This window comes from Terriglobales bacterium (genome assembly GCA_035457425.1).
GTDB lineage: Bacteria > Acidobacteriota > Terriglobia > Terriglobales > Acidobacteriaceae > JACPNR01.
The window spans coordinates 24,438-39,706 of record DATIBR010000006.1; the positions used below are offsets into that span (position 1 = coordinate 24,438).

The 15,269-nt window shown below is 68.7% G+C and carries 12 protein-coding genes; 5 read left to right on the forward strand and 7 right to left on the reverse strand.

Translation table 11 applies throughout. The annotated features are described in order from the left end of the window. Positions 1 to 86: 86 nt before the first annotated feature. Positions 87 to 2,819 (forward strand): PAS domain S-box protein, encoded by a 2,733-nt coding sequence (locus tag VLA96_00440; GenBank protein ID HSE47654.1) that lies wholly within the window; start codon positions 87 to 89, stop codon positions 2,817 to 2,819. Positions 2,820 to 2,922: 103 nt separating this feature from the next. On the opposite strand, the gene VLA96_00445 is transcribed toward VLA96_00440, so the two are convergent. Continuing rightward, positions 2,923 to 3,318: a CBS domain-containing protein gene (locus VLA96_00445; protein HSE47655.1), complete on the reverse strand. Its 396-nt coding sequence runs from the start codon at positions 3,316 to 3,318 to the stop codon at positions 2,923 to 2,925. 139 nt (positions 3,319 to 3,457) lie between these two features. On the opposite strand from VLA96_00445, the gene VLA96_00450 reads away from it, so the two are divergent. Further along, positions 3,458 to 3,802, forward strand: coding sequence for a 4a-hydroxytetrahydrobiopterin dehydratase (locus tag VLA96_00450; protein ID HSE47656.1), 345 nt, complete (start codon positions 3,458 to 3,460; stop codon positions 3,800 to 3,802). Between the two features lie 12 nt (positions 3,803 to 3,814). Here the strand turns inward: VLA96_00450 and VLA96_00455 are convergent, their stop codons facing one another. Together VLA96_00455 and VLA96_00460 are read right to left on the reverse strand one after the other, a co-directional pair. Then, the gene (locus VLA96_00455; GenBank protein HSE47657.1) at positions 3,815 to 5,161 is read right to left on the reverse strand and encodes a HEAT repeat domain-containing protein; all 1,347 of its coding nucleotides are present in this window, start codon (positions 5,159 to 5,161) and stop codon (positions 3,815 to 3,817) included. A 106-nt stretch (positions 5,162 to 5,267) separates the two neighbouring features. Beyond that, entirely contained in the window at positions 5,268 to 6,785 is a 1,518-nt protein-coding gene (locus tag VLA96_00460; GenBank protein ID HSE47658.1) for a hypothetical protein, read from the reverse strand. 114 nt (positions 6,786 to 6,899) lie between these two features. Between VLA96_00460 and VLA96_00465 the strand changes: the two genes are divergently transcribed. From VLA96_00465 to VLA96_00475, 3 genes are all read left to right on the forward strand, one after another. Then, positions 6,900 to 7,514: a hypothetical protein gene (locus tag VLA96_00465; protein ID HSE47659.1), complete on the forward strand. Its 615-nt coding sequence runs from the start codon at positions 6,900 to 6,902 to the stop codon at positions 7,512 to 7,514. A 78-nt stretch (positions 7,515 to 7,592) separates the two neighbouring features. After that, positions 7,593 to 9,761 carry a S9 family peptidase gene (locus tag VLA96_00470; GenBank protein ID HSE47660.1) on the forward strand — a complete coding sequence of 723 codons (2,169 nt, stop codon included), beginning with the start codon at positions 7,593 to 7,595 and terminating at the stop codon, positions 9,759 to 9,761. Between the two features lie 119 nt (positions 9,762 to 9,880). After that, the gene (locus VLA96_00475) at positions 9,881 to 11,896 is read left to right on the forward strand and encodes a serine/threonine-protein kinase (GenBank protein ID HSE47661.1); all 2,016 of its coding nucleotides are present in this window, start codon (positions 9,881 to 9,883) and stop codon (positions 11,894 to 11,896) included. A 3-nt stretch (positions 11,897 to 11,899) separates the two neighbouring features. Here the strand turns inward: VLA96_00475 and VLA96_00480 are convergent, their stop codons facing one another. From VLA96_00480 to VLA96_00495, 4 genes are all read right to left on the reverse strand, one after another. Further along, entirely contained in the window at positions 11,900 to 12,766 is an 867-nt protein-coding gene (locus VLA96_00480) for a class I SAM-dependent methyltransferase (protein HSE47662.1), read from the reverse strand. A 151-nt stretch (positions 12,767 to 12,917) separates the two neighbouring features. Continuing rightward, positions 12,918 to 14,021 (reverse strand): NAD(P)-dependent alcohol dehydrogenase, encoded by a 1,104-nt coding sequence (locus VLA96_00485; GenBank protein HSE47663.1) that lies wholly within the window; start codon positions 14,019 to 14,021, stop codon positions 12,918 to 12,920. A gap of 70 nt (positions 14,022 to 14,091) precedes the next feature. Beyond that, on the reverse strand, positions 14,092 to 14,832 hold the full coding sequence (locus tag VLA96_00490; GenBank protein HSE47664.1) for a sugar phosphate nucleotidyltransferase: 741 nt from the start codon (positions 14,830 to 14,832) through the stop codon (positions 14,092 to 14,094). Then, the coding region (locus VLA96_00495; GenBank protein ID HSE47665.1) for an RNase adapter RapZ at positions 14,829 to 15,269 on the reverse strand (441 nt) is incomplete at its 5' end. The genes VLA96_00490 and VLA96_00495, both read right to left, overlap by 4 nt.

The window sequence follows — 15,269 nt, forward strand, 5'->3', positions numbered from 1 at the left end:
TTGCGAATCCTTGATTATAAACGTCCGCGCGCCGCGGCCGCCGCCGGCGCAAATCGGCGTTGCGCCTGCGCCGGAAGCATAGGACAATGCCGCTCCCCCGAACGAACCGGATGTCCCACTCCGCCAAACATCCCGGGCCGGGCGCGGCCAAGGCTGCGCCCGCTGCCGGCGTCTCTCGCGACCAGCGCTACCAGTTGCTCTTCGAGCGCAACCTGGCTGGGGTGTATCGCACCGCGCTCGACGGCAAGATCCTGGACTGCAACGACAGCTTCGCGCGCATCCTCGGCTGCCGCGACCGCGCCGAGGCGCTCGCCGCCACCGTCTACGATTTCTATCGCGACCCCAGGGAGCGCCAGGCCGCCATCGAGCGTCTGCGCCGCGAAGGCCAGCTCGACAACTACGAGCTCCGCCTCCAGCGCCGTGACGGCAGCCCCCTCTGGCTGCTGGAGAACGTCCACCTGGTCGACGGGCCGGAAGGGGAAGTGCTCGAAGGCACGGTCGTCGACATCACCGCTCAGAAGCTCGCCCAGGAGCAGGTGCGGCAGCGCGAGCTCTACTTCCGCGCCCTCATCGAGCGCGGCAGCGACATCATCACGCTGCTCGCCGCCGACGGCAAGATCCTCTACGAATCCCCTTCGGTCGAGCGCGTGCTCGGCTACAAGCCCGAGCAGCTGCTCGGCCGCAACGTCTTCGACGGCATGCACCCGGCCGACGTGCCCTCGGCGCGCGCCGCCTTCGACAGCGTGGTCGACAAGGCCAGCGGCGACATGGGCACCGTCTGCCGCTTCAAGCACAAGCACGGCGGCTGGCGCACCCTCGAGGTCACCGCCGCCAACCTGCTCGGCGACTCCGTCGTCGGCGGCATCGTCGTCAACTCGCGCGACGTCACCGAGCGCCAGCTCGCGCAGCAGGCCCTGGTCGAGAGCGAAGCCAAGTTCCGCGCCGTTGCCGAGACCGCCACCTGCGGCATCTACATCCACGACGGCCATCGCCTGCTCTACGTCAACCGCGCCCTCTGCGAGATCACCGGTTACACCCGCGAGGAGCTGCTCGCCGTCGACCCCTGGCTCATCGTCCATCCCGATTACCGCGAGCGCATGCGCCAGAACTACCTCGGCCGCATGAAGGGCGAGAACATCCCCAGCCGCTACGAGTTCCGGTTCCTCCGCAAGGACGGCACCGAGGGCTGGCTCGATTTCTCCACCAGTTCCATCGTCTTCGGCGGCGGCGACTGCCTGCTCGCCACCGTGATGGAAGTGACCGAGCGCATGCGCGCCGAGCAGGAGCTGCGCAAGAGCGAGGAGCGCTACCGCGACCTGTTCGAGAACGCCAACGATATGATCATGACCGCCGACCTCCACGGCAACGTCACCTCGGTGAATCGCATGGCGCTGGCCATGACCGGCTACACCCTGGAGGAGGCGCTCAAGCAGAACGTCTTCGACATCGTCGCGCCCGAGCAGCGCGCGCGCGCCATCGAGAGCATGCAGAAGAAGCTCGCCGCCGGCGGCGAGACGCGCTACGAAGCCGACATCGTCGCCAAGGACGGCCGCCGCCTCACGCTCGAGCTTGCCACGCGCCTCATCTACGAGCACGGCCGCCCCGTGGGCGCGCAGGCCATCGGCCGCGACATCTCCGAGCGCCGCCACCTCGAGCAGCAGCTTCGCCAGGCGCAGAAGATGGAAGCCATCGGCCGACTCGCCGGCGGCGTCGCCCACGACTTCAACAACCTCCTGATGGTCATCCGCGGCTACACCGAGCTCATGCTCGACGCGCTCCCCAGGGAGGATCCGCGCCACCTCCACGGTGAAAAAGTGTTGAAGGCCGCCGACCGCGCGCACACCCTCACCCAGCAGCTGCTCGCTTTCGGCCGCAAGCAGGTGGCCGCTCCCAAGATCATGAGCATGGCCGCCGTCCTGAACGACATGGGCAAGATGCTGCCGCCGCTCATCGGCGAAGACGTCGAGCTCACCATCGTCAACAGCCTGGCGCTGGGCAACGTCAAGGCCGATCCCGGACAGGTCGAGCAGGTCGTCATGAACCTCGCCACCAACGCGCGCGACGCCATGCCTTCCGGCGGAAAGCTCAAGCTCGAGACCGCCGACGTCACCGTCGGCGAGATCGAGCCGCTGCATCCCGGCGTCGCTCCCGGCCGGTACGTCCTGCTCTCCGTCTCCGATACCGGCGCCGGCATGGACGAGCAGACGCAGGCTCGCCTCTTCGAGCCGTTTTTCACCACCAAGGAACGCGGGAAGGGCACCGGCCTCGGGCTCTCCACCGTCTACGGCATCGTCAAGCAGTCCGGCGGCTACATCAACTTCATGAGCCGCTCCGGCCAGGGAACCACCTTCCGCATCTACCTGCCGGTGGTCGAAGCCGAGCACGACGACGCCGCGGCCGCGCCGGCCGTCCGCACCAGCCAGCGCGGCACCGAGACCATCCTGCTGGTCGAGGACCAGGAGGAAGTCCGCAAGGTCACCCGCCAGTTCCTCCAGAAGAACGGCTACAAGGTGCTCGAGGCTTCCAACGGGATGGAAGCGCTCCAGGTCGCCGAGCGCTACATCGGCGCCATCCACCTGCTGCTCTCGGACATCGTGATGCCGGGGATGAACGGGACGGAATTGCGCGCGAAGCTGGCGCCGCTGCGCCCCAACATGCGCGTGCTCTTCATGTCAGGCTACACCGGCGATTCGATGCCGGGCGGCACGACCATCGACCCGGAAGCGCTGCTGCAGAAGCCCTTCACCTTCGACGCGCTCAGCCGCCGCCTGCGTGAGGTGCTGGGAAGGTCTGCCGCCGCGGCCGCCGGCGACGACTGAATTTACTGGTGTGGAGGCGGGCGACTCGCCCGCCAGCGGAGCGCTGGCCTCAGGCTGGCTCGACAGAACTGGAGACTGAGACCGGAAACTCGCGAGACTGTCTTTACGCGTTCGCGCCGCGATTGCCGCCGCGCATCACGATGTCGCGCAGCGAGATCACGCCGCGCAACTTCTGCTCCGCGTCGACCACCGGCAGGTGCCGGAAGCCCGCCTCGCGCATCATCGTGACGCACTCTTCCACGTCGGTCTCCACGTCCACCGTGCGGGGCTTCGCGGTCATCACTTCGCCCACCTCGGTCATTCCCGGGCTGCGCCCCTGGGCCACCACGCGGCGCATCAGGTCGCGCTCGCTGAAGATCCCCACCAGCGCGCCGTCGCGCAGCACCGGCACCGCCCCGATGTTGAACTCCGTCATCAGCCGCACCGCCTCCATCACCTTCTGGTCGGCGTTCACGGAGAGCACGTGCTGGTTGCGCAGGATGTCGGCGATCTTCGGCATGGGTCCAACCTGGGGCGGAGCGAGGCACGTTTGTATCACACCCGCCCGCCCCGCGGCGAATCAATCCCCACTCTCTGGGGGAGGCGCCGGCGACTCGCCGGCGCGCGGACTATAATTCCGGTCTTGTGAGGAAGCGAATATGTCTGACTTAGCTACCAAGCACTGCGTCCCCTGCCGCGGCGGCGTTCCTGCGCTGAAGGGCAAAGAGCTCCAGGACCTGGCGCGTCAAGTCCCGGCTTGGAAGGTCGTCAACGAGCACCATCTCGCGCGCGAGTACGCCTTCCCCGACTTCAAGACCGCGCTCGATTTCGTGAACCGCGTCGGCGAGGTCGCCGAGCAGGAAGGCCACCACCCCAACATCACCTTCACCTGGGGCAAGGTCGAGATCACCGTCTACACCCACAAGGTCGACGGCCTCACCGAGAGCGACTTCATCCTCGCCGCCAAGCTCGAGCAGCTGCCGCGCGCGGAGAAGGCGGCGTAACGCGCCAGCGGTTCAATGCGGCAAACGGAGTGACTCCACGCGATAGCCATGCTCGGCGGCCCAGGCCTGCGCCGCCCGGCGCAGCTTTTCATCGCCCGTGTTGAGCAGGCTTTCGCACAGGTCGCGGTTCCCATGCTGCCGCAGCGCGGCCAGCAGGACTTGCGCGTCGGCACGAGTCTGGCCGTTGACGGTGCTGGCATAGTAGTTGCTCACGCGTGCCACCATGCGCAGGTCGCCTTCCTCCAGTTTGCGCTCGAGGAATTCAACCGCCGGCTTGCTCCCAGACGTGGCTTGCGATCCGATCGCCGTCGCCGCGGCTTCTGCGATCTCCGAGTTCGGGTGCTCCAGCATGGGGAGTAAGCGCTCGAAAACCGCTGGCTCGGTCACCGAACCCAATACTCCAGCTGCGCTGCTGCGGACGTATTCACTGCAGTTATCGAAGTAGGGCACGCACGCCCCCGGTTTCTGCAGCACGCTGAGCACCGCCGGAACGGCGGCGGGACCGAGCGCCTTCAGGGCCTCGCTAACGTCGTCGGAAACATCCGTATCGCCCAGGATGGCGGCCAGCGCCGGCGCCGCCTTCTCGTTGCCGCTTGCGCCCAGCGCGGCGATCGCAGCCCGCCGTGGGCCCTTCTCGCGCGCCTTCACGTAGGCAAGCAGGCGCTCGACATCCGCCGGAGGGATTGAACCCAATGTCCGGCCGAAGACCCGGGCGGAAAAATCGTCGGCAACTCCGGGCAGGGCGCTGTACAGCGGCTCGATCGCTGGTGGCCCGATCTTCACCAGCGCACGGGAAGCGGCGCCGACATGCGCATCGCCACTGCGCAGCGCGGCGACCAGGATGGGAACGGCTCGCGGCTCACGTAATCCGCCCAGCGCGAAGTACGCCGCTTCGTGTCTTTCCGCGCGCTGCGTGTCCTCGATCGCGCGCAGCAGTTCCTCCACCGCGCGCGGCCCGAAGCGGATCACTGCGCGGGCGGCCACGCCGCGGACGGAGTCCTGCTCTAACTCCAGGTCAGGGCCTTCTACGATGCGCCGGCCGCCCGGCAGGTAATGGATGGTCACGCTCTGCGGAGGCGCGGGCGTGGCCGGCGCCTTGAGGCGGCGCTCATCCGCGAAGCAGGCCACGAGTGCGGGAAGGGCGCGCGCATCGCCGATCTCGCTGAGAGCACGCGCAGCCGCGCCGCTGACCTCCGGCTCGCGATCTCGCAGCGCGGCGATCAGCGCATCGACGCCGCGCGCGTCTTTCAGGGCGCCCAACTCCTCAGCTGCCCGCCGGCGCTCCTCCGCCGCCGGCGACTGCAATCGCGCGATGGCGCGCTCGCTCTTGCTGGCGCAGCCTGCCAGCAGCAGGGACAACGCCAGCGCCGCGACGGCAGCACAGGCTCTCATTCGCGAACACACTACGCCCGCCCGGTGTTGGTTCGCAAGGCTGATCCACCTGCGCGAGGGCGCGGTGTAACGCTCACCGTGGCCGCGGCACGTACGCCACCGTCCCGTTGGTGCACTCGAAGTAGCGCTCGATCACGTAGTTCTGCTCCAGCGCGCCGAGGAACCGGGGCGGCCAGCGGTCCCAGTGGTAGCTGCGCAGCTTCGCCGGCTCGTGCGCGAGCACCACGGTGTCCACGGCGCGCGCGCGCAGCAGGTCGTCGAGCAGGGGCGCCTGCCACTTTCCGTTCACCACCAGCTGCGTGTAAGCGTATGGGTCATCGACCAGCAGCGGCCGGCCTGCCAGCAGCGCCGCGCCCGTGTTCTCCGAGATGATCGGCCGACCCGGCCGCGCCGCCAGGTAACGTTGCAGCTCCACGCAGCCCGGTTCATACCGGTCGTCGAGCGGGAACAGCCGCTGCATGTACGGGATGGCGACGAACATGTCCTCGCTGCGGTTCGGCATCATCCACAGCAGCAACGAGAACAGCAGCGCGCTCGCGGACATGCCATACAGCGCGCACACGCGCAGCGTCCGCCAGAAAAGACTGGCTTGGCCCGCCAGGTGGTACGCGAGCCCCGCGCCCAGGCAGACGACCAGCGACCATTCCAGGAAGTGATTGCTCGCCGCGCCCGACATTCCCGCGATCGCGGTGGCGAGCGTCGCGGTGACGGCGAACAGCAGCGGCAGCGTCGCCATCCGCCGCCGCGCGTCGTGCCACACGAAGGCCGCCAGCATCAGCACCGGGATGAGCTGCTCGCGCGTCACCCAACCGAAGATCCAGAAGTATCGTCGCAGGGAATAAGGCTCGGGATGTCCTTCGAAGAGCTGCCACGCGAATCCTCCCGCGGTCCTGGACTGCAAGACAGCGAAGGTCGCGAGCCCGAGCGCGGCGCACAGCCCCGCGAGCCCGAAAGCCGCGCGCCGTTCGCGCCTCGCCAGCAGGTACCAGAAGCACGCGGCCGGCGCCGCGAGGAACGTGGGCTTCATGAACAGCGCCCCCACGAACAGCAGCCCCGCGACCGGCCAGCGCCGCGCGCTGGTCGCGATTGTGAACAGCCCAAGCGTCGAGCACAGCAGCGCGAGCGGGTCGGCGCGCATCACCGAGGTCCACAGCCCCACCTCGGGCAGCGCCAGGAAGAGCGGCCCGAACAGCAGCGCCACGCGCCACGACCCTGTCCAGCGCCGCAGCAGCAGCGCCGCCAGCGTCGCGACGCCGCACATCGCCGCCACGCTGAGCGCGCGCGGCGCCAGAAAGCTGACGCCGAACGCACGCACCAGCAGCGAGAAGATCCAGTACACCAGCGGCCCGTAGGTGCTGAAGTGGTAGGGCGGCTGGCTGGGCAACGGATAGACCGCTTCGCCGCGCGCCATGCGCATCGCGGTCGAAAGCACGTTGCCCTCGCCGAACTCCACCTGGTGCGGCGTCGCCACGCGCTGCGCCGATTCCACCAGCACCAGCGCCACGGTCGCGGCCACGCACAGCCCGAACAGCATCTCGGCCAGGCGCTCGACCAGCGGGCGGGGCGCGGCGGCGATGTTCGGCTCTTTCAACGGTCCTCGCGGGAAGCGGCGCGCCATCATACCTTCGCCGCCGACGATTTTCGTTGCAACTCCCCGGCCGCCTTTTACAATCGCGCTCCCTTACCTTTTTCAGGAGGTTCTGCCATGAAGCGCATCCTTGCGCTGCTGGGCTCCCTGTTCCTGTTCGCATGGGCCATCGGTTGCAGTTCGAGCGGTCCCTCGTCCGACGGCGCCAAGAGCACTTCGATGACGCCCGCGGCTTCGGGCGCCATGAACGGCGCGGCCATCGCCTCGGCCATGCAGAAGGCCACCAGTTGGAAGATGACGATGAAGTCGGGCACTGGCGAGACGGTGATGGAGGTCGTCTGTCCCGACAAGATGCGGACCACCACCAAGACCGGCGCCATGACCGCCGAGATGATCCGCGTCGGCAACGACATGTACAGCAAGGCCGGCTCGAAATGGATGAAGATGCCGGCTACCGGCCAGCCCGCCTCCGTCTGCGGCGGCGCCGGCGGCGCGGCCCAGATGCCGAAGATGGACGCCAACGTGAAGATGACCAAGGGCGGCACCCAGACCGTCAACGGCGAGACCTGCACCGACTGGACCACCACGGTGAAGGGCGCCGACGGCAAAGAGACGTCGTCCACCATGTGCGTCGGCTCCGACAACCTCCCGCGCCAGATGAAGTCCGGCGACGCCGTCATGACCTTCAGCGACTGGAACAAGCCCATCACCATCGAAGCGCCCAAGATGTAAGCGCCGCGGATCATGTGGAGGCGGGCGACTCGCCCGCCTTCTTCTTTTCCGCGGCCGCTTTGTTATCCTTGCGCGGCCATGCGAACCGCACTGCTGACCGCTCTCCTCCTCGTCACATCGCTCTTCGCCCAGACCGCGCCGCAAAAGCGTCCGCTGAAGCTCGACGACCTCTACCAGCTCCGCGCGGTCAGCGACCCGCAGCGCTCGCCCGACGGCGCCTGGGTCGCCTACACCGTCAGCACGGTCGACGCCAAGAAGGACAAGAACGTCTCGCACATCTGGCTCGCGAGCTGGGACGGCAAGCAGGAGCGCCAGCTCACCTTCAGCGACGAGGGCGAGAGCATGCCGCGCTGGTCGCCCGATGGCGCGCAGCTCGCCTTCCTCTCGGCGCGCACCGACGCCTGCGAGAAATCGCAGCTCTGGCTGCTGCCCATGTCCGGCGGCGAAGCGCAGAAGGTCAGCGACTTCAAGCGCGACGTCTCCGACTTCGCCTGGTCGCCCGACGGCAACCGCTTCGTCCTCGTCGTGGAAGACGATCCCGACAAGCTGCAGCCGGAGAAGCCGGAAAAGCCCGAGCCGCCCGCTACCGAGCCCGACGCCACCAAGCCCAAGCCGCGCGCCGACGAAGCCGCCGCCGCCGACAAGAAGGACGAAGGCTGCCCCGACAAGGACGAGAAGCCCAAGCCCATCGAGATCACCCGCTACAAGTTCAAGGAAGACATCGTCGGCTACCTGACGAAGAAGCGCTCGCACCTTTATCTCTACGATCTCGCGGCGAAGAAGGCCGAGCTGCTCACGCCCGGCGACTACGACGAGCTGATGCCGGCGTGGTCGCCCGACGGCAAGTGGCTCGCCTTCGTCTCCAAGCGCCATCCGGAAGATCCCGACCGCGACAACAACTGGGACGTCTTCGCGATCGAGGCGCGCATCGGCGCGCAGCCCAGGCAGCTCACCACCTCGCCCGGCCAGGACAACCCGCCCGGCTACGAGAGCCCGATGCAGTGGAGCCCGGACTCCACGCGCGTCGCCTACATCTCCGGCTTCGCCGACCCCAAGCTCTACGCCTACGACCAGCGCGTGCTCGCCGTCGCCGACCTGAACGGCGGCGCCAAGGAGATCACCCGCGTGCTCGACCGCTCGCAGGCCTTCCCCCAGTGGTCCGCCGACGGCAAGTCCGTCGCCGTCCTGCTCGAAGACGACCGCACCGTGGTGCCCATCCGCGTGGACCTCGCCACCGGCAAGCGCACCGACCTGCTGACCGGCAAGCTCACCGTCTCAAGCCTGTCCGGTGGCGGGAGTGCGAAGAGCGACGCCGCCTTCGCCGCGCTCCTCTCCGACGACACCACGCCTGAAGAAGTCGTCGCCATCGAGAACGGACAGAAGCGCCGGCTCTCCCACCAGAACGACAAGTGGCTCGCCGAGGTCCAGCTCGCCCCGGTGGAAGACTTCACCTCGCGCTCCAGCGACGGCGCCGAAGTCCACGGCCTCATCACGCGCCCCTGGGCGGGCGCGCAGAAGCAGCCCACGCTGCTGCGCATCCACGGCGGCCCCGACGCGCAGGACCAGCACGAGTTCCGCTTCGACTGGCAGCTCTTCGCCGCGAACGGCTATGCCGTCGTCGCCGCCAACTATCGCGGCTCCAGCGGCCGCGGCGCCCAGCACCAGCGCGCCATCTTCGCCGACTGGGGACACAAGGAAGTCCTCGACCTCCTCGGCGCCACCGACTACGCCGTCAAGAGCGGCGTCGCCGACCCCGCCAAGCTCGGCATCGGCGGCTGGAGCTACGGCGGCATCCTCACCGACTACACCATCGCCGGCGACACGCGCTTCAAGGCCGCGACCTCCGGCGCCGGCTCCGCGCTCACCTTCGCCATGTACGGCGTCGACGAATACGTCACCCAGTACACCCTCGAGCTCGGCCCTCCGTGGAAGGCGCCCGACCTCTGGACGAAGCTCAGCTACCCGTTCTTCCACGCCGACCGCATCAAGACCCCCACGCTCTTCCTCGGCGGCGAGAACGACTTCAACGTCCCCCTCATCGGCGGCGAACAGATGTACCAGGCGTTGCGCGAGCTCAAGGTGCCTACCGAGCTGGTCGTCTATCCCGGCGAGTTCCACGGCATCAAGCGCCCGAGCTTCAAGCGCCATCGCCTGGAGCGCTACGTCGAGTGGTACAACCGCTGGCTCAAGGGGATGCCCGCGCGTCCGGCCAGCGCGCCGCCGGGGGCGGAGAAGCCCAAGCCCTAGCGTCGCCACCTCGTCAACACCGCGTCGTTTCTCACTTGACCCTGCGCGCCATTCGGATATCTTTTCCCATCACCAGGCGCACTTCGTCTCTCCGGTGGTAGGACCGGAGCCGGGCCAACATGGCACCTCAGAAGATCGGGCAGTTCACCATCGTCGCCGACTTGGCGACGACCGCGGGCGGCGCGGTGTACAAAGCCACCGACCCGAAAGGCCGGACGGTCGCGCTCCGCACCCTGCGCCTCGACGCCCCGGGCGCCGCGCAGGTCGTGCCCGCGTTCCAGGCCACCGCGAAGGCCGCCAGCACGCTCGCCAGCCCCAACATCGCCGGCATCTTCGGCGGCGGTCAGGCCGACGGCGTCTTCTTCATCGTCGTCGAGTTCATCGAGGGCGTGAAGCTCTCCAGCAACCTGGCCAAGGGCGAGCCCGCGCCCATGTCCGAGGTCCTCGACCTCAGCCGCCAGGTCTGCACTGCCCTCGACCACGCGCAGTCCAAGGGCATCGTCCATCCCGAGCTCAAGCCCACCAACATCACCCTCGAGTGGGACGGCACCGCGAAGATCATGGACTTCGGCGTGCCCCGCAGCCATCCGGCAAGCGAGCTCAGCGAGGCGACCTATTACCTCTCGCCCGAAGAAGTCCGCGGCGAGCCGCTCACCATCCGTTCCAACATCTTCAGTTGGGCCGCCATCGCCTACCAGATGGCGACCGGCAAGAAGCCCTTCGACGCCGCCGACGCCGAGACGCTGCGCAAGCAGATCGTCGAAGCAGCCCCCGCGCCCCCGCATGAGTTGAATCCCAAGCTGCCGCCGCGCGTCAGCGAGATCCTCGGCAAGGCGCTGGCGAAGTCGCCCGCCGAGCGCTACGCCTCCGGCGCCGAGTTCCTGTCCGCGCTCGAGAACTACAGGAAAGTCGAGGCCCAGCCGCCCGCGCCGGTCGCGGCCGCGCGTCCGAGCGGCATTCACGCCAGACCGGTGCTCGCGCCTGCCGCCGCCGCGCCCAAGCCCGCCGCCATGCCGGCCGCGGCGCCGCGGCCCGCGGCTCCTCCTCCTGCCCCAAGACCCGCGGCGGCGCCGGTGGCGCAAGCTCCCGCGCCGGTTGCTGCGCCCAAAGTCGCCGCGCCAACCCCGCCGGCCGCTGCTCCCAAGCCGGCCGCTGCGCCGAAACCTGTCGCGGCGCCGGGAGTGTCGAAGAACCTGTTGCTGTATGGCGGCGGCGCCGCTTTCCTGCTGCTGATCGGCATCGTCGTCGGACTCTTCTTCCGGAATGCGCCGCAGCAGCCCGCCGGGAACGCGCCCGCGCCGGCGGCGGCGCCGGCGCAGACCACTGTGCCGGCTCCCAATGCGGCCGCCGCAACCCCGGGTTCACCGTCCCCCGGCGCGCGCACTCCGCGGCAGAAGCAGCCCGCCGCCGCGCCCGTCCAGGCCGCCGCGCCTACCGGCGGGCTCACGCTCGATTCCACGCCGCAGGGCGCCGAGGTCACCATCGACGGCCGCCACGAAGCGAGCTGGGTCACTCCCTTCACCGCCACCGGGCTCGCCGTCGGCGGCCACGCCGTCAGCTTCAGCAAGCCCGGCCACATGAGCGCGGTGCGCAGCGCGCAGGTCGCCGCCGGACAGAACGCCGTCGTCGCCGTGCAGCTCACCGAGATGGCCGCCACCCTCTCCGTCAGCAGCGACCCCGCCGGCGCCAGCATCGTGCTCGACGGCAAGGACACCGGCCGGGTCACGCCCGCGCAGCTCGTCGTGCCCAAGGGAAGCCACACCGTCGCCGTCCGCAAGCAGGGTTATCTGGAAGCTTCCAGCACGCTCGACACCGCGCCCGGCCAGACCGCGCAGTTCAGCCCCGCGCTCAAGCTCACCGGCAGCACCGACAACATCAAGACAGTCGGCAAGCTCGGCGGCATCTTCGGCGGAGCGCCCGCCGACTCCGGCCGCGTCTCGGTGAAGACCAATCCTAAGGGCGCGCAGGTGCTCGTCAACGGGCAAGCGGTGAAGAAGACCACGCCGGTGGACTTCTACCTCAACCCGGGCAGCTACGAGATCACGCTGACCATGCCCGGCTACAAGCCGGTCAAGAAGATCGTCGACGTGCAGAAGGGCGGCAAGCTCACCCTCGACGAGACCCTGAGCCAGTAGGACTCAGGCGCGGCCGAACGCGGCTTGCACCACGCGCAGTCTTTCGTTCTGGAATCCCTCGTACACGTTCATCATCATGGCCGGGGCGTCCGGTCCCAGCACCAGCGGCACGCCGAACGGCGGCGCCGGCGACCGCTGCGGCTCCGCCATCGCCTGCTTCATCGTGTTCACGCGCTCTTCCACCCAGGCCATGGCGTCCTTCGTCTTGTCCTGCCACTTTCCCGGACGCAGTCCTGCCGCCACGATCGCCTTCTGGATCTCCGCCTCCGGCCACAGGAAGCTGATCTCGGCGCGGCTGGCCCACGGCACGGGGAAGCGAAGGCCTGCGGCCGGCCCGGCCAGGATGTCGTGCATCACGAATACGCCGCCGGGCCGCAACACGCGGTGGATCTCGCGGTACAGCCCCGCCTTGTCCGCGATGTTCATGGTCGCGTGTTGCGTCCACACCACGTCGAAGCTCGCGTCCGGGAAGGGCATGCTCAGCGCGTTCCCGTGGACGAACGTCACCGCGTCCTGCAATCCGAGTCGCGCGGTCAGGCTCCTCCCGGTGCGGATGAACATCTCCGTAAGATCGAGCACCGTGACGCGGCAGCCGAGCTCGCTGGCCAGCGTGCGCGCCGGCCCGCCGATGCCGCCGCCGACGTCCAGCACGTTGTCTCCGCGCTTCAGTCCGCCCAGCCGCGCGACCGCCAGGGTCGAATCTTTCGCCCCGATGTGGAATTGGTCGATCGGAGCCAGGTCATCGGCGGTCAGGTGGTCCAGGTCTTTACCTGCGGCGCGCAGCCCGTCCTCGATCCTCTGCAGCAGGTCGCCTTTCGAGTAGTGTTGTTCGACAGGATTCGACGAAGGGACAGACGGCAGCGCGCTCATGAGAACCTCCAGAGTGGGCGGCGAGCGGGAGACGGTGGCGCCGCTCGCGCCGGCATTGCAGGGAGCGGATTGTAGACCGCGAGCCGGCGCGGCGGCAAGTCGTCTCACGATATTGTTCCCGGCCGTGAGCGAGCGAGCCGCCCCCGCCGCTCTACTTCAGCGTGGCCAGGTCCAGCACGAAGCGGTACTTCACGTCCGCCTTGCGCAGCCGCTCGTAGGCCTCGTTCACGCGCTCGACCGGCAGCAGCTCGATGTCGGCGGTGATGCCGCGCTCCGCGCAGAAGTCCAGCATCTCTTGCGTCTCGCGGATGCCGCCGATGCCCGAGCCTGCCAGGCTGTGCCGCCCCATGATCAGGTTGAAGGCCGCGACCGGCGCCGGCTGCGGCGGCGCGCCCACCAGCGTCATCGTGCCGTCGCGCTTCAGCAGCGCCAGGAACGCGTTCAGGTCGTGCGCCCCCGAGACCGTGTCGAGGATGAAGTCGAAGCTCGCCGCGTGCTTCAGCATCGCGTCCGCGTCCTTCGAGACCACCACCTCGTGCGCGCCCAGCCGCTTCGCGTCCGCCGCCTTGTTGGGCGAGGTCGTGAACAGCACCACGTGCGCGCCGAACGCGTTTGCGAACTTCAGCGCCATGTGCCCCAGGCCGCCCAGTCCCACCACGCCCACCTTCTGTCCCTTGCTCACCTTCCAGTGGCGCATCGGTGAGTAGGTGGTGATGCCCGCGCACAGCAACGGCGCCGCGCCCGCCGGGTCCAGCCCCTTCGGCACGCGCAGCACGAACGCCTGGTCCACCACGATGCTCTGCGAGTATCCGCCGTAGGTCACGCCGCCCGCGATCTTGTCCTCGGAGTTGTAGGTGAAGGTCGGGATGTTCGAGCAGTACTGCTCCAGGCCCGCGCGGCAGTTCTCGCACGCCCGGCAGGAATCGACCAGGCAGCCGACGGCGGCCAGGTCGCCTTCCTTGAAGTTCTTCACCGCGCTGCCCACGCGCGTCACGCGGCCCACGATCTCGTGGCCCACCACGCACGGGTACACCGTCGGCAGAAAGTCCACCCACTCGTTCGTCACCTGGTGCAGGTCGGAGTGGCACACGCCGCAGTACAGGACCTGGATCTGCACGTCGTTCGCCAGCGGCGCGCGCCGCTGGATGGTCAGGGGGGCGAGCCCGGAACTCGGGCTCGTCGCGCCGTAGGCTTTCGCGGGATAGGTAGGAACGGTTGCGGCGGGGGCGGAAGTCGGGGAAGTCGTCGTTGCCATGGGGGGATTCCTTTCGTTCCGTGATCGGACGACGTTAGCGTCGAAGAAGATTCATTTTAGTCCTCGGCGGCTAGGGCAGCAGCTCTGGCTTCTCTTTCAACTCCTGCTCCGCCTGTGCCAGGTCTTCTTTCCTGCCGACGTCGCGCCACGCGTACTCGTCCGCGGGGAACGCCGCGATCTTCTCGCCCGCCCGCGCCAGCCGCAGGTACGCGTCGATGATCGAGAACACGCCGTCTTCCTGCCACATCCCGAGCAGCCGCGGTGAGATCACGTGGATGCCGCAGAACGCCATCGCCTGCGGCTGCGCGCACGGCCGCGCCATCTCCGGCTGCTCGTCGCGCGCCTTGCTCCGCCCGCACAACCCGCCCTGCTCGTCGAACAGCAGCACGCGCGCGCTTTCGCGTTGCTGCACCGCCAGCGTCGCCAGCGCGCCGCTCTTGCCGTGCGCCTCCGCCATGCGGCGCAGGTCGATGTTGGTGAGGATGTCTACGTTGTGCAGCAGGAACGGCTCCGTCTCGCCCGCGAAGAACCACGCGGCCTGCTTCAGCCCGCCGCCGGTATCGAGCAGCGCGTCTTCGCGCGAGAGCTCGATCCGCATCCCGGATCCGCGATTCTTCTTCAGGAAATCGGCGACCGCCTCGGCAAAGTGGTGGACGTTCACGATCACCTCGGTCACGCCGGCGCTGCGCAGCCGCAGCAGCGTGAGCTCGAGTAGCGTCCGCCCGCCGACGGTGACCAGCGCCTTCGGGCGCTCTTCGGTCAGCGGACGCAGCCGCGTCCCCAGCCCCGCCGCCAGCACCATCGCCTTCATTGGCCGGGCTTCCCGGCGGCGCGCTGCTTCTCCAGTTCCGTGTGCCGCACCACCACCTCGACGCCCGCGCGCGCCCGCAGCCGCTCGGCCAACTGCTCCGCCATGTACACCGAGCGATGCTGCCCGCCCGTGCATCCGAACGAGACCATCAGGCTCGTGAACCCGCGCCGCTGGTAGTCCTTCACCGCCGCCTCCACCAGCGCGGCCGCGCTCGCCAGGAACTGCTGCGCGCTCTCGTGCCCTTGCAGGTACTCGATCACCGGCGCGTCCTTGCCGCACAGCGCCTGGAACCGCTCCTCGCGCCCCGGGTTCGGGACGCTGCGCACGTCGAACACGAACCCGCCTCCGTGCCCGCTCTCGTCCTGCGGCGGCCCGCCGCGATGGTACGAGAAGCTGTAGACACGCACTGTCAGCGTGCCGGCCCCTTCCGATGGAGC

What these genes read in the sequence shown, in the direction of transcription:
- VLA96_00470 (HSE47660.1), top strand. Translation starts at nt 7,593, where the DNA reads ATGCGAACCGCACTGCTGACCGCTCTCCTCCTCGTCACATCGCTCTTC.
- VLA96_00465 (HSE47659.1), top strand. Translation starts at nt 6,900, where the DNA reads ATGAAGCGCATCCTTGCGCTGCTGGGCTCCCTGTTCCTGTTCGCATGG.
- VLA96_00485 (HSE47663.1), bottom strand. Translation starts at nt 14,021, where the DNA reads ATGGCAACGACGACTTCCCCGACTTCCGCCCCCGCCGCAACCGTTCCT.
- VLA96_00480 (HSE47662.1), bottom strand. Translation starts at nt 12,766, where the DNA reads ATGAGCGCGCTGCCGTCTGTCCCTTCGTCGAATCCTGTCGAACAACAC.
- VLA96_00490 (HSE47664.1), bottom strand. Translation starts at nt 14,832, where the DNA reads ATGAAGGCGATGGTGCTGGCGGCGGGGCTGGGGACGCGGCTGCGTCCG.
- VLA96_00450 (HSE47656.1), top strand. Translation starts at nt 3,458, where the DNA reads ATGTCTGACTTAGCTACCAAGCACTGCGTCCCCTGCCGCGGCGGCGTT.
- VLA96_00440 (HSE47654.1), top strand. Translation starts at nt 87, where the DNA reads ATGCCGCTCCCCCGAACGAACCGGATGTCCCACTCCGCCAAACATCCC.
- VLA96_00475 (HSE47661.1), top strand. Translation starts at nt 9,881, where the DNA reads ATGGCACCTCAGAAGATCGGGCAGTTCACCATCGTCGCCGACTTGGCG.
- VLA96_00445 (HSE47655.1), bottom strand. Translation starts at nt 3,318, where the DNA reads ATGCCGAAGATCGCCGACATCCTGCGCAACCAGCACGTGCTCTCCGTG.